The sequence below is a fragment of the Streptomyces sp. NPDC008125 genome (genome assembly GCF_042957125.1).
Classification (GTDB): Bacteria; Actinomycetota; Actinomycetes; order Streptomycetales; family Streptomycetaceae; genus Streptomyces.
This window is the reverse complement of sequence record NZ_JBIBHR010000011.1, coordinates 139,145-165,459: the sequence shown is the minus strand read 5'-3', so window position 1 is coordinate 165,459 and position 26,315 is coordinate 139,145. Positions and strand designations below refer to the sequence as shown.

23 protein-coding genes are annotated in these 26,315 nt (G+C 72.5%); 7 read left to right on the top strand and 16 right to left on the bottom strand.

The window, feature by feature from the left end:
- The first annotated feature begins 29 nt into the window (after positions 1-29).
- Positions 30-1,376 carry a helix-turn-helix domain-containing protein gene (locus ACFZAX_RS20235; protein ID WP_390963174.1) on the top strand — a complete coding sequence of 449 codons (1,347 nt, stop codon included), beginning with the start codon at positions 30-32 and terminating at the stop codon, positions 1,374-1,376.
- Here the strand turns inward: ACFZAX_RS20235 and ACFZAX_RS20230 are convergent.
- Positions 1,354-1,887, bottom strand: a complete 534-nt coding sequence (locus tag ACFZAX_RS20230; RefSeq protein WP_390963172.1) for an NUDIX domain-containing protein — start codon at positions 1,885-1,887, stop codon at positions 1,354-1,356. The two genes, ACFZAX_RS20235 and ACFZAX_RS20230, sit on opposite strands and share 23 nt — an antisense overlap.
- Positions 1,888-2,118: 231 nt before the next feature.
- On the opposite strand from ACFZAX_RS20230, the gene ACFZAX_RS20225 reads away from it, so the two are divergent.
- A complete protein-coding gene (locus ACFZAX_RS20225; protein WP_390963171.1) occupies positions 2,119-2,484 on the top strand; it encodes a hypothetical protein in 366 nt (121 codons plus the stop codon).
- Positions 2,485-2,552: 68 nt separating this feature from the next.
- On the opposite strand, the gene ACFZAX_RS20220 is transcribed toward ACFZAX_RS20225, so the two are convergent.
- From ACFZAX_RS20220 to ACFZAX_RS20200, 5 genes are all read right to left on the bottom strand, one after another.
- The gene (locus tag ACFZAX_RS20220) at positions 2,553-2,906 is read right to left on the bottom strand and encodes an MmcQ/YjbR family DNA-binding protein (RefSeq protein WP_390963170.1); all 354 of its coding nucleotides are present in this window, start codon (positions 2,904-2,906) and stop codon (positions 2,553-2,555) included.
- 43 nt (positions 2,907-2,949) lie between these two features.
- Positions 2,950-4,263, bottom strand: coding sequence for a CNNM domain-containing protein (locus ACFZAX_RS20215; protein WP_390963169.1), 1,314 nt, complete (start codon positions 4,261-4,263; stop codon positions 2,950-2,952).
- Entirely contained in the window at positions 4,260-4,757 is a 498-nt protein-coding gene (ybeY, locus tag ACFZAX_RS20210; RefSeq protein WP_327175758.1) for an rRNA maturation RNase YbeY, read from the bottom strand. The genes ACFZAX_RS20215 and ybeY overlap by 4 nt, the downstream gene beginning before the upstream one ends.
- Positions 4,758-4,769: 12 nt before the next feature.
- The gene (locus ACFZAX_RS20205; protein ID WP_390963168.1) at positions 4,770-5,786 is read right to left on the bottom strand and encodes a PhoH family protein; all 1,017 of its coding nucleotides are present in this window, start codon (positions 5,784-5,786) and stop codon (positions 4,770-4,772) included.
- Between the two features lie 148 nt (positions 5,787-5,934).
- Complete coding sequence (locus tag ACFZAX_RS20200; RefSeq protein WP_390963167.1) at positions 5,935-7,047, bottom strand: PfkB family carbohydrate kinase; 1,113 nt, start codon at positions 7,045-7,047, stop codon at positions 5,935-5,937.
- A 456-nt stretch (positions 7,048-7,503) separates the two neighbouring features.
- Between ACFZAX_RS20200 and ACFZAX_RS20195 the strand changes: the two genes are divergently transcribed.
- Positions 7,504-8,862: an MFS transporter gene (locus ACFZAX_RS20195; RefSeq protein ID WP_390963165.1), complete on the top strand. Its 1,359-nt coding sequence runs from the start codon at positions 7,504-7,506 to the stop codon at positions 8,860-8,862.
- Here the strand turns inward: ACFZAX_RS20195 and ACFZAX_RS20190 are convergent.
- The 7 genes from ACFZAX_RS20190 to hrcA all read right to left on the bottom strand — a co-directional run bounded on the left by ACFZAX_RS20190 (position 8,826) and on the right by hrcA (position 15,497).
- Positions 8,826-9,818 (bottom strand): adenosine deaminase, encoded by a 993-nt coding sequence (locus ACFZAX_RS20190; protein ID WP_390963164.1) that lies wholly within the window; start codon positions 9,816-9,818, stop codon positions 8,826-8,828. The genes ACFZAX_RS20195 and ACFZAX_RS20190 overlap by 37 nt on opposite strands.
- 174 nt (positions 9,819-9,992) lie before the next feature.
- The gene (locus ACFZAX_RS20185; protein WP_390963163.1) at positions 9,993-10,901 is read right to left on the bottom strand and encodes a ribonuclease Z; all 909 of its coding nucleotides are present in this window, start codon (positions 10,899-10,901) and stop codon (positions 9,993-9,995) included.
- A gap of 14 nt (positions 10,902-10,915) precedes the next feature.
- A complete protein-coding gene (locus ACFZAX_RS20180; RefSeq protein WP_390963162.1) occupies positions 10,916-11,275 on the bottom strand; it encodes an HIT domain-containing protein in 360 nt (119 codons plus the stop codon).
- Between the two features lie 113 nt (positions 11,276-11,388).
- Positions 11,389-12,132: a 16S rRNA (uracil(1498)-N(3))-methyltransferase gene (locus tag ACFZAX_RS20175; RefSeq protein WP_390963161.1), complete on the bottom strand. Its 744-nt coding sequence runs from the start codon at positions 12,130-12,132 to the stop codon at positions 11,389-11,391.
- Positions 12,129-13,211, bottom strand: coding sequence for a nitronate monooxygenase (locus ACFZAX_RS20170; protein ID WP_390963159.1), 1,083 nt, complete (start codon positions 13,209-13,211; stop codon positions 12,129-12,131). Before ACFZAX_RS20170 ends, ACFZAX_RS20175 begins: the two co-directional genes overlap by 4 nt.
- A gap of 129 nt (positions 13,212-13,340) precedes the next feature.
- Positions 13,341-14,480, bottom strand: a complete 1,140-nt coding sequence (gene dnaJ / locus ACFZAX_RS20165; protein WP_390963158.1) for a molecular chaperone DnaJ — start codon at positions 14,478-14,480, stop codon at positions 13,341-13,343.
- On the bottom strand, positions 14,481-15,497 hold the full coding sequence (gene hrcA / locus ACFZAX_RS20160; protein ID WP_390963316.1) for a heat-inducible transcriptional repressor HrcA: 1,017 nt from the start codon (positions 15,495-15,497) through the stop codon (positions 14,481-14,483).
- A gap of 165 nt (positions 15,498-15,662) precedes the next feature.
- On the opposite strand from hrcA, the gene ACFZAX_RS20155 reads away from it, so the two are divergent.
- The 3 genes from ACFZAX_RS20155 (at position 15,663) to ACFZAX_RS20145 (ending at position 20,295) form a co-directional block, all read left to right on the top strand.
- Positions 15,663-16,397 carry an MBL fold metallo-hydrolase gene (locus ACFZAX_RS20155; protein ID WP_390963157.1) on the top strand — a complete coding sequence of 245 codons (735 nt, stop codon included), beginning with the start codon at positions 15,663-15,665 and terminating at the stop codon, positions 16,395-16,397.
- Between the two features lie 70 nt (positions 16,398-16,467).
- The gene (locus ACFZAX_RS20150) at positions 16,468-17,286 is read left to right on the top strand and encodes a DUF3097 family protein (RefSeq protein WP_390963155.1); all 819 of its coding nucleotides are present in this window, start codon (positions 16,468-16,470) and stop codon (positions 17,284-17,286) included.
- A gap of 135 nt (positions 17,287-17,421) precedes the next feature.
- Positions 17,422-20,295, top strand: coding sequence for a hypothetical protein (locus tag ACFZAX_RS20145; protein WP_390963154.1), 2,874 nt, complete (start codon positions 17,422-17,424; stop codon positions 20,293-20,295).
- An 81-nt stretch (positions 20,296-20,376) separates the two neighbouring features.
- Here ACFZAX_RS20145 and hemW read toward each other — a convergent pair whose 3' ends face one another.
- The gene (gene hemW, locus ACFZAX_RS20140; RefSeq protein ID WP_390963153.1) at positions 20,377-21,609 is read right to left on the bottom strand and encodes a radical SAM family heme chaperone HemW; all 1,233 of its coding nucleotides are present in this window, start codon (positions 21,607-21,609) and stop codon (positions 20,377-20,379) included.
- An 87-nt stretch (positions 21,610-21,696) separates the two neighbouring features.
- Complete coding sequence (locus ACFZAX_RS20135; protein WP_390963152.1) at positions 21,697-22,332, bottom strand: TetR family transcriptional regulator; 636 nt, start codon at positions 22,330-22,332, stop codon at positions 21,697-21,699.
- A 188-nt stretch (positions 22,333-22,520) separates the two neighbouring features.
- On the opposite strand from ACFZAX_RS20135, the gene ACFZAX_RS20130 reads away from it, so the two are divergent.
- Positions 22,521-23,993 carry an MFS transporter gene (locus ACFZAX_RS20130; protein WP_390963151.1) on the top strand — a complete coding sequence of 491 codons (1,473 nt, stop codon included), beginning with the start codon at positions 22,521-22,523 and terminating at the stop codon, positions 23,991-23,993.
- A 36-nt stretch (positions 23,994-24,029) separates the two neighbouring features.
- On the opposite strand, the gene ACFZAX_RS20125 is transcribed toward ACFZAX_RS20130, so the two are convergent.
- Positions 24,030-26,096, bottom strand: coding sequence for a SpoIIE family protein phosphatase (locus tag ACFZAX_RS20125; protein ID WP_390963150.1), 2,067 nt, complete (start codon positions 26,094-26,096; stop codon positions 24,030-24,032).
- Positions 26,097-26,315 lie beyond the last annotated feature (219 nt).

Sequence of the window (26,315 nt, the reverse complement as noted above, 5' to 3'; positions counted from 1 at the left end):
TCCGTAACCCCTCGCGCCGGAGCGTGCCGATGCCCGAGCCGTCTCGCTCGAAGGAGCTGCCTGTCGGCCTGCTCACCGACCCGGCGATGATCAACGCATGCCGAGCCAGGGACTTCGGCCGCGTCTTTCAGCTGTTAAAGGCGCGGGCAGGCATCTACCCGTCGATGATCGCGCGCCGTTGCGACCTCACCCCCAGCCGCGTGGGTGAGGTGATCGCCGGACGACGCCAACTGCTCCACATGGATGTGGTCGAGCGCATCTCGGACGGCCTACGCATCCCCGGACACATGCTCGGGCTGGCCCGGCGATCGTGGGAAACTCCGAACACCTTGGCCGCGACGCCGCCAGTGGCCCCGCAGGAACCGGGCGGCTTCAAGACTCAGTTGGCCGCGGGGCTCCCCGGAGCAGACGTGGACAGCATCCTCGCTCTGGCGTCCGAGCGGGATCTCAGCCGATCGACGTTGAACGCGCTGCATTCGTCGATCGCGGACTACTGGCGCCGGGACGACGAGCACGGCGGCGAAACTTTACGGCCGGCGGTCGTCGGCCAGCTCCGCTATGTCGTCGATCTCCTCAAGGAGCAACGCCCCGCACCCATGCGGGACGGCCTTCATGGCATCGCGGCCGAACTGGCCCGGCTCACGGGGTGGACGTACTTCGACGCCCGCCAGTACAACCAGGCACGCGCCTACTTCACCGAAGCCCTCGGCCTTGCCAGAGCCATCGACGACCACCAGTTCATGGCCAACGTACTCGCCTGCATGAGCCTCCAGGCCACCTACCAGGACAAGCCCGGGGACGCCCTCGCGCTCGTCACCGCAGCCCAGGACCAGGCGCGGGCCGCCACGGGGACCACGCCTCGCGTGCTGTCCATGCTCGCAATGCGAGAAGCGTTCGCCCACGCCTCCCTCGGGAATCGCAGCGCGGCCCACACCGCGATCTCGGAAGCCCACACCTTTTTTGGTCGTATCAGTTCAGGCGATCCGGAACCGGCGTGGGTGTCCTACTTCGACGAGCCGAAACTGATCGCGGACACCGGCATCGCACACGGCCGACTCGGCGAAGTGGCCCTCGCTGAACCACTGATCGCGGACGCCCTGCGCCGCGAAAACGAAGCGAACCACCGGGGCCGCGCATTCCACGCGTTCTGGCTCGCCCGCACCCAGCTGCAGCGCGGCAAGCTCGACGAAGCGTGCCGCACGGCCACGGACGCACTGGCCCCGGCAGCAGCCGTCGGATCGCAACGAGTCGCCGGCCACTTGAGAGAGTTCTACGACCAGCTGGAGCCCTTCCGCCGGGAGCCGGCTGCTATGGCCTTCGAGTCCCGGCTCCGGGAAGCGCTGCCCTTTCGGATCAGCGGATCGCCTCATCCATGAGCACGTAGAGCAGCCCGACGAGGGCGCCACTGCTGACGATCTCGCGCCGGTCGATCATGCCCCGTACGTCCGCCAGCGGGATCCACTCGATCCGGTCCGACTCGTTCTTCTCGGTCGGTGGTCCCTCGTACGTCGCCCCGTCGGCCCGGAAAACGTGGTGCTGTGAATCGGTGATGCCGTTGGCCGGTTCGGCGTAGATCAGTGGCTTGATCGGACCGGGCCGCCAACCGGTCTCCTCCAGCACCTCACGCGCGGCAGCCTCCGCCGGTGTCTCACCCTCCTCGACCAACCCCATGGGCAGCTCCCACGCCCAGGCGTTCGTGATGAAGCGGTGCCGCCACATCATCAAGACCTCGCGGCGCTCGTTGACCACAGCGGCAACGGCCAAGTGCCGGAGCTTGACGACATGGTGCTCCCAGCGGTTCCCGTCAGGCGTCTCGACGTCGGTGAGCCACAGGTTCACCCAGGCATTCTCGTAGATCGGACGTTCCCCGTGGATCTTCCACTGCATTGCTGCGGCCCCTCTCGATCGGCCTCAAGCATCGCAGAGCGTTCCGGGCGAGACTGAGCTTCGCGCAATTCACGTCAGGGTGACGAAAGGAAATTTCGGATACGTCGCCCGTGGACTCCAGGCCCTGTGCGACGAGTTCGGCCCCTTGAGCCGCGACCCCCGTGCAGCGGAGCTGGGGGCCGAGATCGCCGCTCCGAGTTCGCCGTGACGAGAGGGACGAGAGGGACGAGCATGTCGCAGACCGAGGGTGCACGTGTGTTCCGGGAAGCCTGGATCGCGGGAGTGCACCGGCACTTCCCCGGCGAGCCGAAACCGGGCTACGTCACGCCGTGGGACGGCACCCCGCAGTGGGAGCGCGAGGCCGCCGCCTCCGTCTACACGCAGGTCCGCCAGTTCGTGGAGGTCAGCGGCGGATCGGCGGCGCGGCTGTCCCGCGAGCAGAAGAGCCGTTTCGTCGCGCTGTGCTGGACGGCCCAGATGTTCAAGCACTTCGAGGACCCGAAGCCGGGCTATGTGGCCGACTGGCCGGACCTTCCGTCCTGGCAGCAGGAGACCGACGCCGACATCTTCGAGGCCATCGAGAAGGCGCTGAGCTGAGAGCTGCTCGGCGGAGAATGCCGGCGCCCCCGATTACGTAACCGGGGGCGCCGAAGACCACACCGCTCTCAGGCCCGGTCCAGCCGGAGCCTCTCCGACCGGGGCAGGCCCGCCACCACCAGGTCGTAACTGTCCTCGATCAGCTCGCGGACGAGCTTGGCGGGCAGGTCGCCGACCGTGACGGTGTTCCAGTGGCGCTTGTTCATGTGCCAGCCGGGGACGACCGCCGGGTACTCCTCGCGGAGGCGCACCGCTTCGTCCGGGTCGCACTTGAGGTTGACGGTGAGCGGGCGGGCGTCCAGGGCGGTGAGCGCGAACATCTTGCCGAGCACCTTGAAGACCGAGGTCTCCGGCGTGAAGGGGAACTCCTCCACGGCCTCGTTGAAGTCCAGGCAGAAGGCCCGCAGTTGTGCGCCGTTCATTCCGACTCCATTTCCCCTGCTCCGACTTGTCTCACTTGGCCGGTTACTCCGCCTTCACCTCAGCGTCCGCCTCCGACTCCGACCTCTCGGCCTCCGGCTCCACCAGCACCGTGACGATCTTGTTGCGGCGCCCCGCCGTGGCCTCCGCGGTCAGCCGCAGCCTGCGGCCGTCGGGGAGGCTGACGACCGAGGTGGCTCCGGCGATCGGGACGCGGCCGAGCGCCTTGGCGAGGAGGCCGCCGACGGTCTCGACGTCCTCGTCGTCGTACTCGTCGAAGCCGAAGAGCTGCCCGAGGTCGCCGATGTCGAGGCGGGCGGTCACCCGGTAGCAGCCGTTCTCCAGCTCCTGGACGGGCGGCAGCTCGCGGTCGTACTCGTCGGTGATCTCGCCGACGATCTCCTCCAGGATGTCCTCGATGGTGACGATGCCGGCCGTGCCGCCGTACTCGTCGATGACGACGGCGACGTGGTTGCGGTCCTGCTGCATCTCGCGCAGCAGGTCGCCGGCGTTCTTCGTGTCGGGGACGAACACGGCCGGCCGTATCGCCGTGGAGACGAGGTCGGCCTCGGAGTCGCGGTTGATGTGGGTCTTGCGGACCAGGTCCTTGAGGTAGACGATCCCGACGATGTCGTCCTCGTTCTCCCCGGTGACCGGAATCCGGGAGAACCCGGAGCGCAGCGCGAGGGTGAGCGCCTGGCGGATCGTCTTGTACCGCTCGATGGCGACCAGGTCGGTGCGGGGCACCATCACCTCGCGGACGAGGGTGTCGCCCAGCTCGAAGACGGAGTGCACCATGCGGCGCTCGTCGTCCTCGATCAGCGACTCCGCCTCCGCGAGGTCGACCATCGCGCGCAGTTCCGCCTCGCTGGCGAACGGTCCCTTGCGGAACCCCTTGCCCGGGGTGAGGGCGTTACCGATGAGGATCAGCAGCTGCGGGATCGGGCCCATGATCCTGGCCAGCGGCAGCAGGACGTACGCGGCGGCGGTCGCCGTGTTCAGCGGGTGCTGGCGGCCGATGGTGCGGGGCGAGACGCCGATGGCGACGTAGCTGACGAGGACCATGACCCCCATCGCGACGGCCAGCGCCTCCCAGGTCTCGGAGAGTTCCTGGAGGCAGGCGTACGTGACGAGGACCCCGGCCGCCATCTCGCAGGCGACCCGCACGAGCAGGGCGACGTTGAGATAGCGGGTCGGGTCGGAGGCGACCTGCGCGAGTTTCGCGCTGCCGCGCCGTCCGGCCCGGACCGCCTCGGCGGCCCGGAAGCTGGACATGCGTGCGATGGCGGTCTCGGCGCAGGCGGCGAGCCAGCCGACGATCACCAGCAGGACGGCGCCGGCGACGAGCGGGAAGCTCACGAGACCGTGGGCGCCGGGGAGGGCCCGGTCAGGCCGCGCTCGCCCCGCCAGCCGTCCACGATGGCGGCCTGGAGGCCGAACATCTCGGCCTTCTCGTCGGGCTCCTCGTGGTCGTACCCGAGGAGGTGCAGCACTCCGTGGACGGTGAGGAGCTGGAGTTCCTCGTCCATGGAGTGCCGCGTCTCGGCCTCTTCGCCCTGCCGCTTCGCGACCTCCGGGCAGAGCACGATGTCACCGAGGAGGCCCTGCGGGGGTTCCTCGTCGTCCTTCGACGGCGGACGGAGCTCGTCCATCGGGAAGGACATGACATCGGTCGGGCCCGGGAGGTCCATCCACTGGATGTGGAGCTGCTCCATGGCGTCGGTGTCCACCACGATCACCGAGAGTTCGGACAGCGGGTGGATCCGCATCCGGGCGAGGGCGTAGCGGGCGATGTCGAGGATCGCCTGCTCGTCGACCTCGGTTCCGGACTCGTTGTTGACGTCGATCGACATGGTGCGCTGAAACTACTTCCCGTTGGTACCGGCTCGGTCGTCGTACTTCTCGTACGCGTCGACGATACGGCCGACGAGCTTGTGCCGGACGACATCCTGGGACGTGAGCCGGGAGAAGTGCACGTCCTCGACGCCGTCGAGGATCTCCTGGACCTGGCGCAGACCGCTCCTGGTGCCGTTCGGGAGGTCGACCTGGGTGACGTCACCGGTGATGACGATCTTCGAGTCGAAGCCGAGGCGGGTGAGGAACATCTTCATCTGCTCGGCGCTGGTGTTCTGGGCCTCGTCCAGGATGATGAAAGCATCATTCAGGGTGCGGCCGCGCATGTACGCGAGCGGCGCCACCTCGATCGTGCCCGCCGCCATCAGGCGCGGGATCGAGTCGGGGTCGAGCATGTCGTGCAGCGCGTCGTAGAGCGGGCGCAGGTACGGGTCGATCTTGTCGAAGAGCGTGCCGGGCAGGAAGCCGAGCCGCTCCCCCGCCTCGACGGCGGGCCGGGTCAGGATGATCCGGCTGACCTGCTTCGACTGGAGCGCCTGGACCGCCTTCGCCATGGCGAGGTAGGTCTTGCCGGTGCCCGCGGGGCCGATGCCGAAGACGATGGTGTGCTTGTCGATGGCGTCGACGTACCGCTTCTGGTTGAGCGTCTTGGGCCGGATGGTGCGCCCGCGGTTGGAGAGGATGTTCTGCGTGAGCACCTCGGCCGGGGTCTCGCCCTGCGGCTCGCCCTCGCCGGTGCCGGCTGCCCTGAGCATGGCGATCGAGCGTTCCACTGCGTCCTCCGTCATCGGCTGTCCGGTGCGGAGCACCAGCACCATCTCGTCGAACAAGCGCTGGATGAGGGCGACGTCGGCGGGGTCGCCCGTAGCGCTTATCTCGTTTCCCCGGACATGGATGTCGGCGGCCGGGAACGCCGTTTCGATCACGCGCAGCAGCGAGTCGCCCGATCCCAGAAGCATCACCATGGGGTGAGCGGCCGGAATCCTGATGTGGGCACGCGCCTGTGGCCGTGTGGGTGACTGAGTCATGGGCCGGCCCTCGGGCCTGCGCATACCTCCTGTTGCGGGGTTCTCGCCGGTCGACAACCTCTGTGTCCAGCCTACGACTCCGCGCCGACAACGCCGAGGGGTTTTGCACCCCGTTCCGGTGGGCCGTGAGCGCACCGGAGAGGCCCGCTCACGGCGCCCTGAAGCCGATGGTGGGGACCGCGCGGCGCAGCGGCCAGGGGCGGCTGGCGGCGGGCAGCAGGCGCTCCAGGAAGGCGTACCGCTCCAGGGCGGCCGGGTCCTGGGCCTCGAAGGTGCGTACCTGCTGCCACCAGGCGGCGATCTCGGCCCAGCCGGGGGCGGAGAGCGAGCCGCCGAACTCCTGTACGGAGAGGGCGGCGGTGAGGCCGGCGAAGGCGAGGCGGTCGGCGAGTGGCCAGTCGGCGAGGGTGCCGGTGACGAATCCGGCGACGAAGACGTCGCCCGCGCCGGTCGGGTCGAGGGCCGCCACGTCGATGGCGGGGACCTCGGCGGTGGTGCCGGTGGCCGCGTCCACGGCGTAGGCGCCCTCGGCGCCGAGGGTGACCACGGCGAGCGGTACGTGTTCGGCCAGCGCGTGGGCGGCGGCGCGGGGGGTGTCGCGGCCGGTGTAGCGCATGGCCTCCTCCGCGTTGGGCAGGAAAGCGGCGCAGTGCGCGAGGTCGGGGAGGGCGGCGAGGTCCCAGCGGCCGGTTTCGTCCCAGCCGACGTCGGCGAAGATCTGCGCGCCGTGCCGGGCGGCAGCGGCGACCCAGGGTTCGCTGCGGCCGGGGGCGAGCGAGGCGACGGCCGCACGGGCGCGCGGCGGGCAGTGCGGGAACGCGCGGGGCTCCGCGCCGGGGGCGGCGGCCGGGAGCGGGGCCTCGTGGCCGTGCGAGACCATCGTGCGCTCGCCCTCGTACGCCATGGAGACGGTGACGGGCGAGTGCCAGCCGGGGACGGTGTGCGACATGGAGAGGTCGATGCCCTCGCCCTGTTCGAGCGCGTCCCAGCAGTACTCGCCGTAGTGGTCGTCGCCGAAGGCGGCGGCCAGCGAGGTGCGCAGGCCGAGGCGGGCGAGGGCGGTGGCCATGTTGGCGACGCCGCCGGGGCTGGATCCCATCCCCCGGGCCCAGGACTCGGTGCCGCGCACGGGGGCGCTGTCGAGGCCGGTGAAGACGATGTCGAGGAAGACGGTGCCCGTGAGGAAGACGTCGCACGCCGGGTCCTCGGGGACGCGCAGTCCCACCAGTGGATCGACGGCTGGGCTGCTCTCCGTGCTCATCTCGCGCTCCCCGGGCGTGCGGTCCTGTTGACGTGCCGTGCTGCGGTGACGTGCCGTGTCGACGTGGTCCGCGGGTTCCCGGTGCGCTCCGTCGGCGGTCTGTGCCCACGTGCTCCGCGAGCCTGCGGAATCCGGTCAGTGTGCCCGATTCAGGGGTGCTTCCGCAGGCCCCCCATGTCTTCGGGCCACTGCGGTCGACCTGGGCGAACATGCACCGCTACCCCGGCGACACGGCAGCAAACGCATAAGTGACGTGGATCACATAATCCCGCCTTTCGATCACCTGTACGCGCTTGATACAAATTGCCCGGCGAACACGATCGGGTACGAAGACCGGGGAACAGCCCTTCTCCCCTCATTTCTCGCGTCACCCTGGTTCTCCCCACCTCTCTTCACCCCTGCCCCACCTCTCCCCCCACCCCCCTGCCGGCCTCCGGCATGTCTTCAGGAACGCCCATGTCCTCGCGCCCTCGCGCCGCGTGGCCCCTGGTCGCCGTGTTCACCGCCGGTTACCTCGCTGCCTACCTCCTCCCCACCGTCGTCGGGCGGCTCAGCGCCCACCTCGGCCTGACGACCGCTCAGGCCGGCCTCGTCGGCAGCGCCCTGCTGCTGAGCTCGGCCTCCGCCGGTTTCACGCTCGCGGGCCGGGTCGAGCGCTTCGGGGCCCGTGGCCCCGCGCGGCTCGGTCTGCTCCTCGCGGTCACCGGGTACGGCTGCGCCGCGCTGACCACCTCGGTGCCGCTGGTGGTGCTGGGCGCGGTGGTCGGCGGCTTCGGCTCCGGTACGGCCACCGCCGTGGCCGCGTCCGGCATCGCGGCGCAGAGCGACCCGCACCGCACCTCCTCGCTCGGGCTGCTCAGCGTCTCCGCGACCGCGGGCGCCCTCTACCTGACGCTCCCGCACCTGGGCGGCGGCCACCGGCTGCCCTTCGCCGCCATCGCGCTGGTCGCCCTGCTGGTCTGGCCGGCCACCTCCCGGCTCGGCACACCGGTCCCCGTCGCGACCGGCACCCCGGTCACCGGCCGTCTGCCGCACCGGCGTTCGGGCCTCCTGCTGGCGGGCGGCATGCTCGTCTGGTCCATGGCGCAGAACGCGCTCTGGGGCGTCAGCAGCCGGATCGGCGTGGACCAGGTGGGGCTCTCCGAGGTCACCGTCGGCGCGGTGTTCGCCGCCGCGCTGGGCGCCGGACTGCTCGGGGTCATGGGCGCCGGGGCGCTGGGCTCCCGGCTGGGCCGCGCCGTCCCGATCGGCTGCGGCACGGTCGTCATCGCCGGCAGCATCGTGCTGAGCGCCTCGGCGCGCGGTCTCGGCTCGTTCGCGACCGGCGAGATCCTGTGGAACACCGTCTATCCGGTGGTCCTCTCGTACCTGATCGGCCTGGCCGCCTCGCTCGACGTACGGGGCCGCTGGGCGGTGCTCGCCGGGTCCGCCTCGTCGGTGGGGGTGGCCTGCGGGCCGGTGCTGGGCAGCGTGCTCTCCGAGGGGGCCGGGTTCCCCGCGATGGGCCTGATCCTCGGGGCGGCGACCCTGCTGGTCGCGGCCCCGGTCACGGCGGTGGCGCTGCACGCCGGCGGGCGTCCGCTGGTGCCCGGTTCGGTGCGCCGCCGCGGTGGCGCGCCGGCGGCGCTGCTCGCCGCGACGACGGGCGGTCTGCCCGGGGCCGTACCGAAGCTCGGCGCGCCGGAGCAGGCCGTCACGGAACTCGCCGTACCCGCCCTGCGCCGCAGGCGGCTGGGGCGGAGCGCGTTCCGGACGGCCGGTCCGGCGGGCGGGGTCGGTCAGTCGAACGCGTACGCCTCGACCTCGGACAGGTAGCGCGCCCTGCGCTCCTCGTCGTGGTCGAGGAAGGCCGCCTCGAAGGAGTTGCGGGCCAGCGTGCGCAGCTGCTCGTGGTCGAGGGCGAGCGCCTCGTGGACCGCGTGGAAGGTGTCTCCGACGTAACCGCCGAAGTAGGCCGGGTCGTCGGAGTTCACCGTGCAGTGCAGCCCGGCCGCCAGCATGGCGGGCAGCGGGTGCTCCTCCAGGATGTCGATGGCGCGCAGCCGGACGTTGGAGAGCGGGCAGAGGGTGAGCGGTACGCGCTCGGCGACGAGCCGCTCGACCAGCTCGGGGTCCTCCATGCAGCGCAGCCCGTGGTCGATGCGCTCGACGCCGAGGACGTCGAGGGCCTCCCGGATGTACTCCGGCGGGCCCTCCTCGCCGGCGTGGGCGACCTTGCGCAGGCCGAGCTTCCCGGCCTCCTCGTAGACCTCGCGGAACTTGGCCGGCGGGTGGCCGACCTCGGCGGAGTCGAGGCCGACGGCGGCGATCCGGTGCAGGTACGGCTTGGCGGCCTCCAGCGTCTCCAGGGCCGAGTCGGCCGACTGGTCGCGCAGGAAGCAGAGGATGAGCTGGGTGGAGATGCCGTGCTTCTCCTCGCTGCGCTCCAGCGCGCGGCCGAGGCCCTCGATGACGGTGCCGATGGGCACGCCCCGGGCGGTGTGCGCCTGCGGGTCGAAGAAGATCTCCGCGTGCCGGACGCCCTGGGCGGCGGCTCGGGTGAGGTAGGCGTCGGCGAGTTCGGCGAAGTCCTCCTCGGTCCGGAGCACGGCCATCAGCGCGTAGTACAGGTCGAGGAAGCTCTGCAGGTCGTCGAAGAGGTACGCGGTGCGCAGCTCGTCGGTGGTGGCGTAGGGCAGGGTCACCCCGTTGCGCCGGGCCAGCGCGAAGGCCAGCTCGGGTTCGAGGGTCCCTTCGATGTGGAGGTGGAGTTCTGCCTTGGGGAGGTGCACGGTGTCTCGCTCACGGAGGGGGGTGGTGACGTGAATCGGTGGCGCCGGGTCGGCACCGGTACTTCGGGTGGTGCCGGGTGGGCACCGGCGGATCGGTGGGTCGGTGGGTCGGTGGTGCCGGGGTCGGTAGGCCCCGGCGGGTGGTTCGGTGGTGCCCGGGTGGGCGCCGGTACGTCAGTGGTGCCGGGTGGGGACCGGTACCACGGTCAGGTCCTGGGCGACGGTCAGTCCGCCCTCGAAGCCGGCGGCGCGGGCCTGGACCGCGAAGAGTTCCGGGTCGTCGTACCGCTGGGAGAAGTGGGTGAGTACGAGGTGGCGTACGCCCGCTTCCGCGGCCACCCGGCCCGCCTGGCCGGCGGTCAGGTGGCCGTGGTCGGTGGCCAGGGCGAGGTCTTCGTCGAGGAAGGTCGACTCGATGACCAGCAGGTCGCAGCCCTCGGCGAGCCCGTACACACCGTCGCACAGCCTGGTGTCCATGACGAACGCGAAGCGCTGTCCGGGCCGGTGCTCGGAGACCGCGTCGAGCGGGACGCCGCCGAGGGAGCCCTCGCGCCGGATGCGGCCCACGTCGGGGCCCTGGATGCCGTGGGCGGCGAGGAGCGTGGGGACCATGCGGCGCCCGTCCGGTTCGGTGAGGCGGTAGCCGTACGACTCGACGGGGTGCGACAGCCGGAACGAGTGCAGGGTGTACGCGTCGGTGGTGGCGAGCACCCCGTCGGCGGCGACCGGGGCCTCGGTGATCCGGACGGTCTCGCGGTAGGCGGTGGCGTACCGGAGCCGCTCGAAGAAGTGCTGCCCGCTCGCCGGGTAATGGGCGGTGACGGGGTGCGGGACCCGGTCGAGGTTGATCCGCTGGATCACCCCGGCCAGCCCGAGCGAGTGGTCGCCGTGGAAGTGGGTGACGCAGATCCGGTCGATGTCGTGGGCGGCGACACCGGCCCGCAGCATCTGGCGCTGGGTGCCCTCGCCGGGGTCGAAGAGGATGCCCTGACCGTCCCAGCGCAGCAGGTAGCCGTTGTGGTTGCGGTGGCGGGTGGGGACCTGGCTGGCGGTGCCGAGCACCACCAGCTCACGTGCGGACATGGAAGGCGCTCCGGTCAGCCGGGGGGCCACTGGAGGCCGCGGCCGCCCAGGACGTGCGCGTGCGCGTGGAAGACGGTCTGTCCCGCGCCGGCGCCGGTGTTGAAGACGACGCGGTAGCCGTGGCCGTCGACCATGTCCTCGGTGGCGACCGCTCCGGCCTCGCGCAGCACGTCGGCGGCGATCTGCGGTTCGGCGGCGGCGAGCGACGCGGCGTCCGGGTAGTGGGCCTTCGGGATGACCAGGACGTGGGTCGGTGCCTGCGGGTTGATGTCCCGGAAGGCGACGGTGGTGTCGCTCTCGCGGACGATGGTCGCCGGGACCTCCCCCGAGACGATCTTGCAGAACAGGCAGTCGGACTGCGGCTCTCCCGCCATGGGCCGGCCTCCTCGGTGGGTGGTGGTGACGCTGATGATCCGTTCGGCCCATCGTATCGGGGCGGGGGCCGCCCACGGCCGGGCGGCACGGGCGACGGCCGCCCGTACCGGTCTCAGCCCCAGCGGCCGGTGCGTCCCAGCAGCAGCGCGGTCGCGGCGGTCCCGGCGGTGGAGGTGCGCAGCACGCTGCGGCCCAGCCGGTAGGTACGGGCCCCGGCGGCGGCGAAGGCCTCCACCTCCTGCGGGGAGACCCCGCCCTCGGGGCCGACGACGAGCACGATCTCGCCGGTCGCGGGGAGTTCGGCGGTGGCCAGCGGTTCGCTGTCGCAGTCGCGGTCCTCGTGCAGCACGCCCGCGAAGTCGGCGGCGGCCAGCAGGGCCGCGACCTGCTTGGTGGACATCGCCTCGGTGACCTCGGGGAACCGCACCCGGCGGGACTGCTTGCCCGCCTCCCGGGCGGTGGAGCGCCATTTGGCGAGCGACTTGAGCCCCCGGTCGCCCTTCCACTGGGTGATGCAGCGGCCGGCCTGCCAGGGCACGATCGCGTCGACACCGGTCTCGGTCATCGTCTCGACGGCGACCTCGCCCCGGTCACCCTTGGGCAGGGCCTGGACGACCGTGATCCGGGGGGCGGGGAGCTCCTCCTCCTGGACCGGCCGCACGGTGACGACCAGCCGGTCCTTGCCCTCGGCGGCGCGTACGACGCCTTCGGCCCAGCGACCGAGCCCGTCGGTCAGCACGACCTCCTCGCCGGGCTGGAGGCGTTTCACGGAGACGGCGTGCCGTCCCTCGGGGCCCTCCAGCACGAAGTCGGGCCCGCTGGGCAGCTTCTCGACGACGAAGACCGGTGCGGTCACTGTTCACTCCTCATGCCGACGGCCGCGCCGGCCGTCTCCGACAGTTCCTCCGCGAGCAGTTCGACGAGTTCCCCGGCGGGCAGCTCGCGTGCCATCCGGTGGCCCTGCCCGGCCCAGAGGGCCATGCCCTGGGCGTCACCGGCCCGGGCCGCCGCCTTGCGCAGCCCGGCGGTGACGCGGTGCACCTGGGGGTAGGCGGCAGGGGCGTACGGGTCGTGGTCGCGGACGAAGCGGTTGACCAGGCCCCGGGCGGGCCGTCCGGAGAAGGCGCGGGTGAGCGCGGTACGGACGAACATCGGGCTGGTCAGCGCCTGCTTGTGCAGCGGGTGCGCGCCGGACTCCGGGCAGGCGAGGAAGGCGGTGCCCAGCTGCGCGGCGTCGGCACCCGCCGCGAGGACGGCGGCGATCTGCGCGCCGCGCATCATCCCGCCCGCCGCGACGACCGGCAGCTGCACGGTCTCCCGGATCTGGGTGACGAGAGTGAGCAGCCCGATGCCGGTGTGGTCGGCCCGCGGGTCGTCGTGGTGGGTGGACTGGTGGCCGCCCGCCTCGACGCCCTGGGCGCAGACGGCGTCGGCCCCGGCCCACTGGGCGTCGCGCGCCTCCTCGGCGGTGGTGACCGTGACGATCGTGTACGTACCGGCGCGGGCGAAGGCGTCCAGGGTGTCACGGGTGGGGCAGCCGAAGGTGAAGGAGACCACCGGGACCGGCTCGGCCAGCAGGGCGGCCACCTTGGCGTCGTAACCGTCGGACCCGTCGCCGCCGTCGGGGTCCGGGTCGCCGAGCGGGGTGCCGTAGGTGTCGGCCTCGGCCGCGAGGCGGTCGCGGTACGCCGCCACGGCACCGGGGTCGGCGGGCGGGGGCTGCGGCATGAAGAGGTTCACGCCGAAGGGCCCGGCGGTCGCCGCGCGGACCTGCTCGATCTCCTGGCGCATCTCCTCGGCCGACGTGTACCCGGCGGCGAGGAAGCCGAGCCCGCCCGCGTCGGCGACGGCGGCGACGAGCCGGGGGGAGGAGGTCCCGCCCGCCATCGGCGCCTGCACGATCGGATATCGACAGAGATCGGTCAGGGAGGACATCCCCGCATCGTGCCATGTCCGGTCCGCCGTGCCGAATCCGCGCGCGACCGGCCGGTGGCCGCACGCACGCACCGCCCGCCGGGACGGATCCCGGCGGGCGGTGCGGATGCGTACGGAGCCGTTCGGGCCTCAGCGGCCGTTGAAGGCGTCCTTCAGACGGGAGAAGAGACCCTGCTGTCCGGGCTGGAACTGCCCGGTGGGCCGCTCCTCGCCGCGCAGCTTGGCCAGCTCGCGCAGCAGGCGTTCCTGTTCCGCGTCGAGCTTGCTGGGGGTCAGCACCTCGACGTGCACGATCAGGTCGCCCCGGCCGCCGCCACGCAGATGCGTGATGCCGCGCCCGTGCAGCGGGACCGACTGGCCGGACTGGGTGCCGGGCCTGATGTCGATCTCCTCCACGCCGTCGAGCGTCTCCAGCGGCACCTTGGTGCCGAGCGCGCCCGCCGTCATGGGGATGGTGACCGTGCAGTGCAGGTCGTCGCCGCGCCGCTGGAACGTCGGGTGCGCGACCTCGTGGATCTCGACGTAGAGGTCGCCGGCCGGTCCGCCGCCGGGGCCGACCTCGCCCTCGCCGGCCAGCTGGATGCGGGTCCCGTTGTCGACACCCGCGGGGATCTTGACCGTGAGGGTGCGCCGCGAGCGGACGCGGCCGTCACCGGCGCACTCCGGGCAGGGGGTCGGCACGACGGTGCCGAAGCCCTGGCACTGCGGGCAGGGCCGCGAGGTCATGACCTGGCCGAGGAAGGACCGGGTGACCTGGGACACCTCACCGCGTCCGCGGCACATGTCGCAGGTCTGGGCCGAGGTGCCGGGGGCCGCGCCCTCGCCGCTGCACGTGGTGCAGACGACGGCGGTGTCGACCTGGATGTCCTTGGTGGTTCCGAAGGCCGCCTCGGAGAGGTCGATCTCCAGCCGGATCATGGCGTCCTGGCCGCGCCGCGTGCGCGAACGGGGTCCGCGCTGCGACGCCGTGCCGAAGAAGGCGTCCATGATGTCGGAGAAGTTGCCGAAGCCGCCGGCGCCGAAGCCGCCCGCGCCGGCGCCGCCGCCGGAGGCCGACAGCGGGTCCCCGCCCAGGTCGTAGACCTGCTTCTTCTGGGCGTCGGAGAGCACCTCGTAAGCGGCGTTGATCTCCTTGAACCGCTCCTGGGTCTTCGGGTCGGGGTTGACATCCGGGTGCAGCTCGCGGGCGAGCCGACGGAATGCCTTCTTGATCTCGTCCTGCGACGCGTCGCGCCGTACGCCGAGCACGGCGTAGTAATCGGTGGCCACTTACGACTCCGCCAGGATCTGTCCGACGTAACGTGCCACTGCGCGTACCGCTCCCATCGTTCCGGGGTAGTCCATGCGGGTCGGTCCGACCACGCCGAGTTTGGCGACTGCCTCGTCGCCCGAACCGTAGCCGACCGTGACGACGGACGTGGAGGTGAGGCCCTCGTGGGCGTTCTCGTGCCCGATCCGTACGGTCATGCCCGAGTCCGTGCACTCACCGAGCAGCTTCAGCAGGACGACCTGCTCCTCCAGTGCTTCCAGCACGGGCCGGATCACCAGGGGGAAGTCATGCCCGAAGCGGGTGAGGTTGGAGGTGCCGCCGATCATCAGCCGCTCCTCCGTCTCCTCGACCAACGTTTCGAGGAGAGTGGAAAGGACCGTGGAAACCGTCCCGCGGTCCTCGTTCTCGAAGGATTCCGGCAGGTCCTGCACGAGCTGCGGGACGTCGCTGAAACGGCGTCCCACGACCCTGCTGTTGAGCCGGGCCCGCAGATCGGCGAGAGAGGTCTCGCCGAACGGCGCGGGGCAGTCGATCATACGCTGTTCGACCCGGCCGGTGTCGGTGATCAGGACCAGCATCAGCCGGGCCGGCGACAGGGCCAGCAGTTCCACGTGACGCACCGTGGAGCGGGTCAGAGAGGGGTACTGGACGATGGCGACCTGCCGGGTCAGCTGCGCGAGCAGCCGTACCGTACGGCCCACCACGTCGTCGAGGTCGACCGCCCCGTCGAGGAAGTTGTGGATCGCCCGGCGCTCCGGCGACGACAGGGGCTTGACGCCCGCGAGCCGGTCGACGAAGAGGCGGTAGCCCTTGTCCGTGGGGATGCGCCCGGCGCTGGTGTGGGGCTGGGCGATGAAGCCCTCGTCCTCCAGCACCGCCATGTCGTTGCGGACGGTGGCCGGGGAGACCCCGAGCCGGTGCCGCTCCGTGAGCGCCTTGGAACCGACCGGCTCCTCGGTGCCGACGTAGTCCTGGACGATGGCGCGCAGCACTTCAAGTCTGCGTTCGCTGAGCATCGCGCACACCTCCAGCTGTCCGTCGTGGTGGCTTCTGCCTGGCACTCTGTGCGTCTGAGTGCCAGCTTTCCCCCGGCCAGTGTACGGGGGTGGGGAGGGCACCGGGCAAGGGCGACCGGCCGCGGTCCGCGAGACCGCGCAGATCGATGCGGATAGCGTCTCCTCATGGACCTCTCTTGGGAAGAGCTGGGCTGGGAGCGGTTGGGGCACGGCGTGGGCCGCAGGCGGCTTCCCGGCTGGGACGCGACCGCCGCCCTGGTCGCCGGGGCGGACCGCGCGCTGGTGGTGGACACCGGCGCGAGTCTGCGCGAGGGCGTCGGGCTGCGGACCGAGGCGCAGCGGCTGCTGGGCCGGAGGGTGACCCATGTCGCACTGAGCCATCCCCACTTCGACCACGTCTTCGGCACCGCTGCCTTCGCGGGCACGGAGGTGTTCGGGGCGTACGGGGCGGCGGCGCGGATGCGGCGGTCGGTGGACGAGATGCACGCCGACGCGGTGCGCAACGGCCTGCCCGAGCACGACGCGGCCGAGGCGGTGGACGCGCTGGTGCTCCCGGGCCGCGAGGTGTGCCACCGCTGGACGCTCGACCTGGGCGGCGGGCGCGAGGTGGTGCTCGCCAACGTGGGGCCGGGCCACACGGGGCACGACTTGGCGGTCCTGGTGCCCGGGTCCGGGACCTCGGGGGCGCCCGCGGTGGTGCTCTGCGGGGACCTGATCGAGGAGTCCGGTGAGCCGCAGACGGGCCCGGACTCGGTGCCGGCCCGATGGCCCGCCGCCCTGGACCGGCTCCTCGCGCTGGGCGGCGAGGACGCGGTGTACGTACCGGGGCACGGGGCGGCGGTGGACGCGGCGTTCGTCCGGGCGCAGCGGGAGCTGCTGGCGGGGCGTTTCGGCGGGTGAAGCGTGTGAAGGCCGTCCGCCGGGGCGGGTGGTCCCCCATGGCGGACGGCAGCCGAATTATCGTCGTGCCATGCGCAGTTACCAGCCGGACCTGACCCCGCCGTGGAAGAGGTCCGCCCCCGTGCCCGAGGTGCCCGCCGATCCGGATCTGGTCGTGGAGGAGGTGTCCACCGGCTTCTGCGGTGCGGTGATCCGCTGCGAGAAGTCCGCCCAGGGGCCGGTGGTGACGCTGGAGGACCGGTTCGGCAAGCACCGGGTGTTCCCTATGGAGCCGCGCGGTTTCCTGCTGGAGGGGCGGGTGGTGACGCTGGTGCGCCCGTCGTCCGGCGGTCCGGTGGTTCCGGCGCGTACGGCCTCCGGGTCGGTGGCGGTGCCGGGTGCGCGGGCGCGGGTGGCGCGGGCCGGACGGATCTACGTGGAGGGCCGGCACGACGCGGAGCTGGTCGAGCGGGTGTGGGGGGACGACCTGCGGATCGAGGGGGTGGTCGTGGAGTACCTGGAGGGCATCGACGATCTCCCCGCGATCGTACGGGAGTTCGGGCCGGGGCCGGACGCGCGGCTCGGAGTGCTGGTGGACCATCTCGTCCCGGGTTCCAAGGAGTCCCGGATCGTGGCCGAGGTGTCCGATCCGCACCTGCTGGTGGTGGGGCACCCCTTCATCGACGTCTGGGAGGCCGTGAAGCCCGCCTCGGTGGGCATCGCCGCGTGGCCGTCCGTACCGCGCGGGCAGGACTGGAAGACCGGGGTCTGCCGGGCGCTGGGGTGGCCGGAGAACACCGGGGCGGCCTGGCAGCACATTCTGTCCGGGGTCCGCTCGTACAAGGATCTTGAGCCTCAACTCCTCGGCCGCGTCGAGGAATTGATTGACTTCGTCACGCTTCCGGGGTGACCCCGGGCTCTCCCCGCGGCGCCGTCCGGACATTGTTCCAACGGATCGGGTACCGATCCGGACAAAGCGCTGCGGTTCGCACTCCTGACCGGTTAATTGGGAGTACGGGATTCGTCTGCGACGGGGGATACGGGGATGCCGCAAGGGGACTGGCAGGAGAGCGGCGGAAACGAGGCGGCCTCCGCCGTGTTCCACCTCGTGCAGGAACTCATCGACCGGTACCGGATCAACCGGCCGGTGATGCCGATCGTGGTGGCCCAGGCGGACGACAGCGGTGCCCCGCCCGAGATCGACGACCGGGTCCGGGAGATCGCGCACCTGGTGCACCGCGCCAACGAGCCGCGCCGGGTCCCGGTGCGGCTGCTGGAGAGCCGGGGCACCTCCCCGTACGACTCGGCGCTCGACATGGTGCGCAGGCTGGGCGAGCGACCCTGGGAGACCCGGGAGCGCAGCCAGTACAAGCCCTTCGCCTTCCCCCGGTCGCGACTGCTGGGCGCCATCGAGCAGGCGACGGCCCAGGTGCTCGCGCAGCCGGGCGGCACCACCCGGATCGACCGGGGCGAGCGCATCCTGGAGGAGCTGGGCGCGCTGCGCTGGCGGCCCACCCGGTCCGGGGCCGGCGACTGGTCCCGCTCGCTGCGCGCGTCCGTCCGTCCCGAGACCTTCCTGGGCGCCGTGTTCATCGCGGTGCTCGGCGTCCTGCTCGGCGAGATCGGCTGGACCGCCACCCTGCTGCTGACCGCCGCCGCGACGCTGGTCCTGGCGGTGGTACGGCTGCTGACGGCTTCGGCTCCCCCGCTGCTCTGGCTGCGGCGGGCCAGCCGGTGGTTCGCCACCACCTCCTCCCTCGCCGCCTCCAGCACCGGATACCCCTCGGACGGCTGGTCCTGGCTGTCGCCGCGGGGTTCCTGGCGGGTGATCCGGGCCCGCGCCGCCGCCGTCGCGCTCCGAGTGGCCGAGGCCGACGAAGGCGACGCGGCGGCCCGCCAGTTCCACCTGGAGCTGCGGGTCCAGGCGCTCCTGGAGGACCTGCGGCACGGATATCGCCCCCGCGCGCTGGACTGGCGGCGCAGCAAGCGCACCGTCCCCCCGGTGGTGCTGCTGCCGACGGCCACCAACGAGAACGGGGGCGTACTGCTGATCAACGCGATCAACAACGTGCGCTCGCGCCGCAGCGAGGTCGATCCGCTGCTGCTCCTGGCCACGCTGCCGGCCGCCGAGGAGCTGGTCCACACCCCCTCGCAGCCGCCCGGCCGGCCGGCGGCGGGCGGCCGGGCGCCGTGGCTGGGGGCGCAGGCCCGCTACCGGCTGTGGGTGGACGAGCTGAGCGTCGGCCAGTCCCCCGCCGGCGCCTCGGCGCTCTCCTGGGTGCTGCGCCTGCCGCTCTCCACCGCGCAGCTGACCCACGACCACGCGGACGCCCAGCTGCGCACGGTGCGGGTGCGCCGGACGTGGGCCTGGTACGTGATGTCCCGGACCACGGTGGCGCTGGTCCTCGTCGGGAGCCTGCTCGGCACGTATCTCTGGAGCGTGCACTGGCAGGAGACGTACTGCCACGGGCCGCTGACCGACCGGAACACGGACGCCGTGTGGAGCAGTTCGGGCCACGGCCCCCGGGAGTGCGTGGGGGTGGCCACGGCGCCCGAGGTGCGGTTCGCGGAGGGGAACGGCCTGGAGCTGAAGGGGCTCGGCGCGAGGGTCACGTTCGAACGCGTCGAGCAGGCGGTCCGGGACGAGAACGCCAGGATCGGCCCCTCCGAGTCGTACGTCACGGTGGTCTACGCCGGTCCGCTCACCGCCGAGGAGGAGACGGACACCCGCAAGGGTCTGGAGGAGCTCACCGGGGTCTACCTGGAGCAGCGGGCGGTCAACGGCACCACCACCGACGAGCACCCCGTCAAACTGAAGGTCCTCCTGGCCAACGGCGGTGAGGACATGCTGCGGCAGACGGTCGCCGTGCGGAAGATCATCGAGGTGGCCCACCGGGACCCGCACGTCGTGGGGGTGGTGGGCATGGGCCGGAACACCACCGAGAGCCCGGCCGCCACCGAGGCACTGCGCGAGGCGGGGCTCGCCGTGGTGGACACCACCAACTCCAGCAGCAGGCTGCCCAAGGAGTCGAACTACTTCGGGCTCGCGGCGACCGACACGGAGCAGACGTACGCACTCGGGCTCATCGCCCGTCAGCTGCTTCCCGGGAACGGCACCGGCCACGCGCGCGTGCTCTCCCGGACGGAGGAGAACGGGGACAAGGACCAGTACACGATCGACCAGCGGGACGCGGGCCGGGCGATGCTCGAGTCCGCGGGCTACGTCGTCGGCGAGAACGTCGGCTACCCGCTCGCCCAGAACGGCGCGGCCGCGCTGGGCGGTGCGGTCGGCGAGATGTGCGAGGAGCAGCCGGTCCCGGACGCGCTGTATTTCGCGGGGCGCGCGGAGGACATCAACCCTCTGCTGGACAAGCTGTCGCAGACCGCGGGCTGCTCGGAGAAGAACATCACCGTCTTCACGGGCGACGACCTGACCAAGGCCACCTTCGACGACACGAGCAGGGTCACCCTCTACTACACCGCTCTCGCCCCGATGGCCCCGCAGCGCGGTTCCGCCTTCTACCGGAGCGCCGCCGCCGCCCTCGCCGGGCTGCTCCCGGAGGGCACCGAGCGGACCGCCGCCGAGACCGGTCCGCCGGGATACCGCAACCCCCTCTTCGCGAGCGGTCAGATCGTCATGTCCTACAGTGCGACGACCGCCCTCTACGACGCCGCCGCCCGGCGCGACATCCCGAGGAGCGCCGCCGAGACCTGGGCGCTGCTGCACACGGTCAACCGCGAGAACATGCCCACCGGGACGATCTCGCTGGCCGGTTCGCCCTCGTCGGTCAGTGACAACCTGCACGGGATCGACGTCGTGAAAGTCGCCCGCCGGGGGGAGCAGACGGTCAGCACGGTGGTGTGCGGCAAGCCCGCGGGCCCGGCGCCGAAACTGACCCCGGAGCTCTGCAAGCCGTGACCCCGCGTCCCGGCCCCGGCCCCGGTCCTCCTTCTGGCCTCGGTCCTCCTTCCGGCCTCGGCACTGCTGCCGGCCTCGGCCTCAGTCGACCAGGTCCCGCACGACCGCGTCGGCGAGCAGGCGCCCGCGCAGGGTGAGGACCGCGCGGCCCTCCTCGTACGGTCCCGCCTCCAGCAGGCCCTCGCCGAGGACCCGGCGGGATGCGGCGAGGCCGTCCGGCTTGAGCAGGGAGAGCGGGCAGCCCTCGCGCAGCCGGAGCTCCAGCAGGACGCGCTCGACGCGGCGGTCCTCGGGGGTGAGGATCTCCCGGCCCGCGCCGGGCGAGCGGCCCTCGGAGAGCGCCTGGGCGTACGCCCCCGGGTGCTTCACGTTCCACCAGCGCACCCCGCCGACGTGGCTGTGCGCGCCGGGTCCGGCGCCCCACCAGTCGGCGCCGCGCCAGTACAGCTCGTTGTGCAGGCAGCGGCCCTCGGGGGTACGGGCCCAGTTCGACACCTCGTACCAGGAGAATCCGGCGGCGGCCATCGCCTCGTCGGCGATGAGGTACCGGTCGGCGTGCACGTCGTCGTCGGTCATCGGGACCTCGCCGCGCCGGATGCGGCGGGCCAGCTGGGTGCCCTCCTCCACGATCAGCGCGTACGCCGAGACGTGATCGGGTCCGGCGGCGATCGCCGCGTCCAGAGAGGCCCGCCAGTCGTCGTCGGACTCGCCGGGGGTGCCGTAGATCAGGTCCAGGTTGACGTGGTCGAACCCGGCCTCCCTGGCCTCGGCGACACAGGCCTCGGGGCGGCCCGGGGTGTGGGTGCGGTCCAGGATCTTCAGCACGTGCTGCCTGGCGCTCTGCATGCCGAAGGAGATCCGGTTGAATCCGCCCGCGCGCAGCTCGGCCAGATAGGCCGGGTTCACCGACTCCGGGTTGGCCTCGGTGGTGATCTCCGCGTCCGGGGCGAGCCCGAACTCGTCCCGGATCGCCGCGAGCATCCGGACCAGGTCGGCGGCGGCCAGCAGGGTGGGCGTGCCACCGCCGACGAAGACCGTGCGCACCGGGCGCCGGTCGTCGCCGAGGACCTTGCGGGCCTGGCGGACCTCCTCGACGAGGTGGGCGGCGTAGTTGTCGCGGGAAGCCAGGGCGCCGCCGGAGCCGCGCAGCTCGGTGGCGGTGTAGGTGTTGAAGTCGCAGTAGCCGCAGCGGGTCGCGCAGTACGGGACGTGCAGGTAGAAGCCGAGGGGGCGGTCGGCGGCGCCTTCCAGGGCGTGGCGGGGCAGCGCCCCGTCGTCGGGCACGGGTTCACCATCGGGCAGTACGGAAGGCATACCGTCCATTGTCGCTCGCCGCCGGAGTGGCCCCGGCCACACGCCGTCCCAGCGGCGGCCGGAAAGACGGGCACCCGGGAGGCTGCTTCAGGCTCCGGCCTGGAGGCGGAGGCCCGCCAGGCTCAGCTCCAGCGCGGCGAGGAACTGCTCCTTGTCGTCGTGCCCGTCGAACTCCTCGACGATGTCGCGCACGAACGGGAACTCCGAGGCGTCGAGCGCACGCCAGGTCTGGGCGAAGCGGCCGAGGAACTCGTCGCGGTCCACGGAGCCGTCGAGCACCTCCACGGGCGGCTCCTGCCCCAGGTCGGCGGCGCTGCCGACCACCACGCCCACGATCGCGGACACGGCGTGGAACCGCTGTCGCGGCGTGAGGTCGAGGCGGAGCGTCTGCTGCCCCAGCGCCTCGTAGAGCCGCAGCGAATTGCCCCGGACGACGGTGGTGCGCATGAAGTGCGCGCCCAGCCACGGCCGGTCCACGATCGCGTCGAACAGAGTGAGTGCCATCACACGCAGGTCGTCGATCGCGTCGCCGCTGCGGGGCTGCGCCTCGACGGCGGCCAGCACTCCGCCGAGCACGTGGTCGATGGCGCGGTCGAGCAGGTCGTCCTTGCCGGAGACGTACCAGTAGATGCTGCCGACGCCGGTGCCGAGCCGGGCCGCGAGGGCGCGCAGGGTCAGGGCCGGTTCGCCCGCCTCGTCCAGCAGGTCCACCGCCGCGGACATGACGGTCTCGATGGAGTGCGAGGCACGTTGCCGTCCTCGGGAGGGGCGGTCGGCGGGTCGTGGTCGCGGGCCTGTCATGGGCCCCATCCAATCACAGCTTGCTTCCTCATCGAACATCGTTCTATCGTAGAACATCGTTCTATAGAACGTCGTTCGATCGTCGGCGGCGTTCCAGGAGGAGGCCCACCATGACCACGACCGCCGCCACCGCGCCGCCCGACGCGTCGCGCACCTACCCGTCCCTGCGAGCGGCCTGGATACCCCTGGCCGCACTGTGCCTGGCCTTCTTCGTCGAGATGGTCGACAACACCCTGCTGTCGATCGCGCTCCCCACGATCGGCCGGGACCTCGGCAGCGGCACGACCGCGCTCCAGTGGGTCACCGGCGCGTACTCCCTGACCTTCGGCGGCCTGCTGCTGACGGCGGGATCGATGGCCGACCGGCTCGGACGCCGACGGGTGCTGCTGGTGGGGCTGGCCGTGTTCGGCCTGCTGAGCCTGGGCGTCGCCGCCGTCAGCACCTCCGGCCAGCTCATCGCCCTGCGGGCCGGCCTCGGCATCGCCGCGGCGGCGATGGCCCCCATCACCAACTCACTGGTCTTCCGGCTCTTCGACGACAAGGCGCTGCGGATGCGCGCGATGACGCTGATGATCACCGTCGGCCTCTCCGGCTTCATCCTCGGCCCCCTGCTGGGCGGCACCGCGCTGGCCCACGCGCGGTGGCAGTGGCTCCTGCTCGTCAACGCCCCGATCGCGCTGATCGCCGCCGTGGGCGTCCGCCTCGGCGTCCCGGCCGACCGTCCCGAGGACCTGACCCGTGACCGGCTCGACCTGCCGGGCGCCGCGCTGAGCGTCGCCACCATCGGCCTCGCCTGTTACGCGCTGACCAGCGGCGTCGAGCACGGCTGGCTCTCCGCGGCCACGCTCGCCTCGGTCCTCGGCGCCGTCGCCGCCGGCCTCGCGTTCGTGACGCACGAACGCCGCAGCGCCTCTCCCATGCTGGACCTCCGCCTCTTCTCCAACGGCACGGTCCGGGGCGCGGCGATCGCGCAGATCGGCACGGCCATCGCGATGGCCGCCGTGATGTTCGGGCTGATCCTCCACTTCCAGTACGCCTACGGGTGGAGCCCCGTCCGGGCCGGCCTGGCCAACCTGCCGCTCATCGTGACCATGATCGCCGCGACCCCGCTGTCCGAATGGCTCGCGGGACGGTTCGGCCACCGCGTCGCCTGCCTGGTCGGCGCGGCCTGCCTGGCCGGCTCACTGGCCGGCCTGTCCTGGGGCGTCAGCCACGGGTACCTCGCCATCGCGGTCTGCATGGTCGTGATGACCATCGGCCTGCGCACCGTCATGACCATCTGCGCCATCGCGCTCGTCGACGCGATGCCCGGCAACCGCACGTCGATCGGTACGGCGCTCAACGACACCGCCCAGGAGGTCGGCAGCAGCATCGGCACCGCCGTGGTCGGCACCCTGATCGCCGCCCTGGTCACCACGCAGCTGCCCGCGGGTACTTGGAGCGGCGCCCTGGTGGCCTCGTTCTTCCACGGCGAGCGGATCACCTACGCCGTGCTGGCCGTCGTCGTCGGCCTGATCGCGGGAGTCGGTGCGCTCACCCTCACCGACTCCCGTGTCACCGAGGAGCCCGCCGGCCAGGAGTGAGCCGAAAGGCCCCCGGGCGCCCCGGCCGCCGGCCGCTCAGTCGGCGCGCAGCACCAGCAGCGCCACGTCGTCGTCCGGTGGCAGCTCGGCGAACCCGTGCACGGCCCGGCGGATCTCCTCCGCGACCTGCGACGCGCTCTGCCCGGCGCAGGTCGCGAGGGCCCGGGAGAGGCCGTCGCCGTCGTCGAAGAGCGCGGAGCCGGAGCGCCGCTCGGTGACCCCGTCGGTGACGCAGAGCAGGCTGTCGCCCGGCTCCAGGACGAAGCTCTGGCTCTCGTACGCCACGTCCTCCACCACCCCGAGCAGCACCTGCGGCTCGGCGACCGGGCGTACCGTGCCGTCCGGGCGGAGCAGCAGGGGCAGCGGGTGGCCCGCGCTGGCCACCGTGCACCGGGCGCCGCCGTCGGGGAGCGGGACGACCTCGCCGTAGAGCAGCGAGAGGAACCGGGACTGCCCGGCGTCCGTCAGCTGCTGCCCGCCCGCCGCCGCGACCATCAGGGCCGCGGCCTCGGCGGCCTCCATGGCGTCGTCGAGCAGCAGCCGGTTGAGCCGGTCCAGCACCTCGCCGACGCCGAAGCCCTCGCGGGACAGCAGCCGGAGCCAGGGCCGGGCCAGACCGGTCACCACGGCGGCCTCCGGGCCGCTGCCCTGGACGTCGCCGAGGACGAAGCACCAGCGGCTCTTCGGGCACGGGAAGATGTCGTAGAAATCACCCCCGACCACGCCGTCGTCGCTGGGTTCGTAGACGACGGCGCTGCTCATGCCGGGGATGTCCGCGATCTTGTTGGGCAGCAGCCCGCGCTGGAGGATGCGGCTGATGGTGGCCTGCCGGGTGTAGGCGCGGGCGGCCCCGACCGCCTGTCCGAGGCGGCGCACGAAGTCCTCCACGACCCGGACCACGGCCGCGGGCAGCTCGGCGCCGGAGTCGTGGTCGCGGCCGACGAGCACGGTGCCCAGACCGCGGCCGCCCGCCGTGATGCGGCAGGCGAGGGCGGCCCCGTCGTGGGCGCCCGGCTCCCGGCCGCCCGGTGGCCAGGGCAGCGGCACGGGTCCCTCGCCGGCGCTGCCCGGCAGCCGGAACGGTTCGCTCTCCAGCGCCCCGCCGAGCGGATCGGTACCCGGCTCGTCGCCGTGCCGTACGCGGGTGAGGCGGGGTGCGCCCCGGGCGCCCGAGCCCTCCTCGTCCAGCCAGATCGCGCACCAGTCGACCAGCCGGGGGACGAGCAGCCGGCCCGCCGTCGTCGCCACCAGCTCCTCGTCGAGCTGTCCGGTGAGCAGGTCGGACGCCTCCGCGAGGAAGGCGAGCGCGCCCTGCCGGTCCCAGACGCTGTCGTCGCGCGTCCCGGGCGGGGCGGCGGGCACCAGATGCTCCGCGCCGGGCTGCGGGGGTACGAAGACCGGGTGGCCGGACCCCGCCGCGGCGGGGTCCGCGCCCTGCCGGTGCTCGACCGGGGTGTCCGCGCGGGCCGGGGCGCCGGTTCCCCAGTCGTCGACGGGGAGCCGGGCCCAGACGGTCTTGTGCCCGGTGCGGTAGGTGATGCCCCAGGCGACGGAGAGCGCCGCGACGAGGTCGAGCCCGCGACCGTATTCGGCCAGACCGTACGGGTCGCCCGCGGCGGGCGCCCCGGAAGCGGGGGCGGGAGCCGTGGCGTCGGGGGCGGTGACGGCGGGCGGGGTGGCCGCGCCCGCGCCGGGGAGCGCCTTGGGCGCGGTGACCGGCTCCCCCGCCTCCTCGCCGGTCGCGCGAGCCGGGTGGTGGTCGGTGACCTCCAGGACCAGGGCGGCGGGTTCCTCGCCGGTCGCGTGCTCCAGGCGCACCAGCACGTCGACCACGGTCCCGGCGTGCACCACGGCGTTGGTGACCAGCTCGCTGGCGACGTTCACCAGGTCGTCGGCGAGCCGGTCGCCGAACCCCACGGCGGCGGGCACCCCGAGCCCGGCCCATTCGGCGAGCACGGCACGGACGAACCGACGGGCCCCGGACGGGGACTGCGGTGTCGCGGGCAGGCTGGTCGTGCTGACGAGCGGGGGTCCGCCCGTCCCGTCCGCGTCGGTGCCACCCGGCCGGTGGATGGTGGCCCGTTGCAGTGGAATTGGCCCCACGGTGCGGCTCCTCCGGATCTCGAAACGCCGCCGACACCCGACAGAGTGACAGACCGGCCGTGCGCAGGCGCACGGAGTTACCGAACTGGGAGAAGGAATACACGCCAACTCCGCGCGGGTCGCACGCCGGGGCGCACGGCGGGCGCATGACGTAGGCAGCGGGGAGCGCGGCCACGGCGCGGCCTACCCGGCCCGGCGCGCCTGCCGGGGGACGCCGGT

Bases quoted from the DNA above. Each gene is read 5' to 3' on its own strand.
- ACFZAX_RS20235 (WP_390963174.1), top strand. From the start codon at position 30: ATGCCCGAGCCGTCTCGCTCGAAGGAGCTGCCTGTCGGCCTGCTCACC.
- ACFZAX_RS20230 (WP_390963172.1), bottom strand. From the start codon at position 1,887: ATGCAGTGGAAGATCCACGGGGAACGTCCGATCTACGAGAATGCCTGG.
- ACFZAX_RS20225 (WP_390963171.1), top strand. From the start codon at position 2,119: ATGTCGCAGACCGAGGGTGCACGTGTGTTCCGGGAAGCCTGGATCGCG.
- ACFZAX_RS20220 (WP_390963170.1), bottom strand. From the start codon at position 2,906: ATGAACGGCGCACAACTGCGGGCCTTCTGCCTGGACTTCAACGAGGCC.
- ybeY (WP_327175758.1), bottom strand. From the start codon at position 4,757: ATGTCGATCGACGTCAACAACGAGTCCGGAACCGAGGTCGACGAGCAG.
- ACFZAX_RS20205 (WP_390963168.1), bottom strand. From the start codon at position 5,786: ATGACTCAGTCACCCACACGGCCACAGGCGCGTGCCCACATCAGGATT.
- ACFZAX_RS20200 (WP_390963167.1), bottom strand. From the start codon at position 7,047: ATGAGCACGGAGAGCAGCCCAGCCGTCGATCCACTGGTGGGACTGCGC.
- ACFZAX_RS20195 (WP_390963165.1), top strand. From the start codon at position 7,504: ATGTCCTCGCGCCCTCGCGCCGCGTGGCCCCTGGTCGCCGTGTTCACC.
- ACFZAX_RS20185 (WP_390963163.1), bottom strand. From the start codon at position 10,901: ATGTCCGCACGTGAGCTGGTGGTGCTCGGCACCGCCAGCCAGGTCCCC.
- ACFZAX_RS20180 (WP_390963162.1), bottom strand. From the start codon at position 11,275: ATGGCGGGAGAGCCGCAGTCCGACTGCCTGTTCTGCAAGATCGTCTCG.
- ACFZAX_RS20170 (WP_390963159.1), bottom strand. From the start codon at position 13,211: ATGTCCTCCCTGACCGATCTCTGTCGATATCCGATCGTGCAGGCGCCG.
- hrcA (WP_390963316.1), bottom strand. From the start codon at position 15,497: ATGCTCAGCGAACGCAGACTTGAAGTGCTGCGCGCCATCGTCCAGGAC.
- ACFZAX_RS20155 (WP_390963157.1), top strand. From the start codon at position 15,663: ATGGACCTCTCTTGGGAAGAGCTGGGCTGGGAGCGGTTGGGGCACGGC.
- ACFZAX_RS20150 (WP_390963155.1), top strand. From the start codon at position 16,468: ATGCGCAGTTACCAGCCGGACCTGACCCCGCCGTGGAAGAGGTCCGCC.
- ACFZAX_RS20145 (WP_390963154.1), top strand. From the start codon at position 17,422: ATGCCGCAAGGGGACTGGCAGGAGAGCGGCGGAAACGAGGCGGCCTCC.
- hemW (WP_390963153.1), bottom strand. From the start codon at position 21,609: ATGCCTTCCGTACTGCCCGATGGTGAACCCGTGCCCGACGACGGGGCG.
- ACFZAX_RS20135 (WP_390963152.1), bottom strand. From the start codon at position 22,332: ATGTCCGCGGCGGTGGACCTGCTGGACGAGGCGGGCGAACCGGCCCTG.
- ACFZAX_RS20130 (WP_390963151.1), top strand. From the start codon at position 22,521: ATGACCACGACCGCCGCCACCGCGCCGCCCGACGCGTCGCGCACCTAC.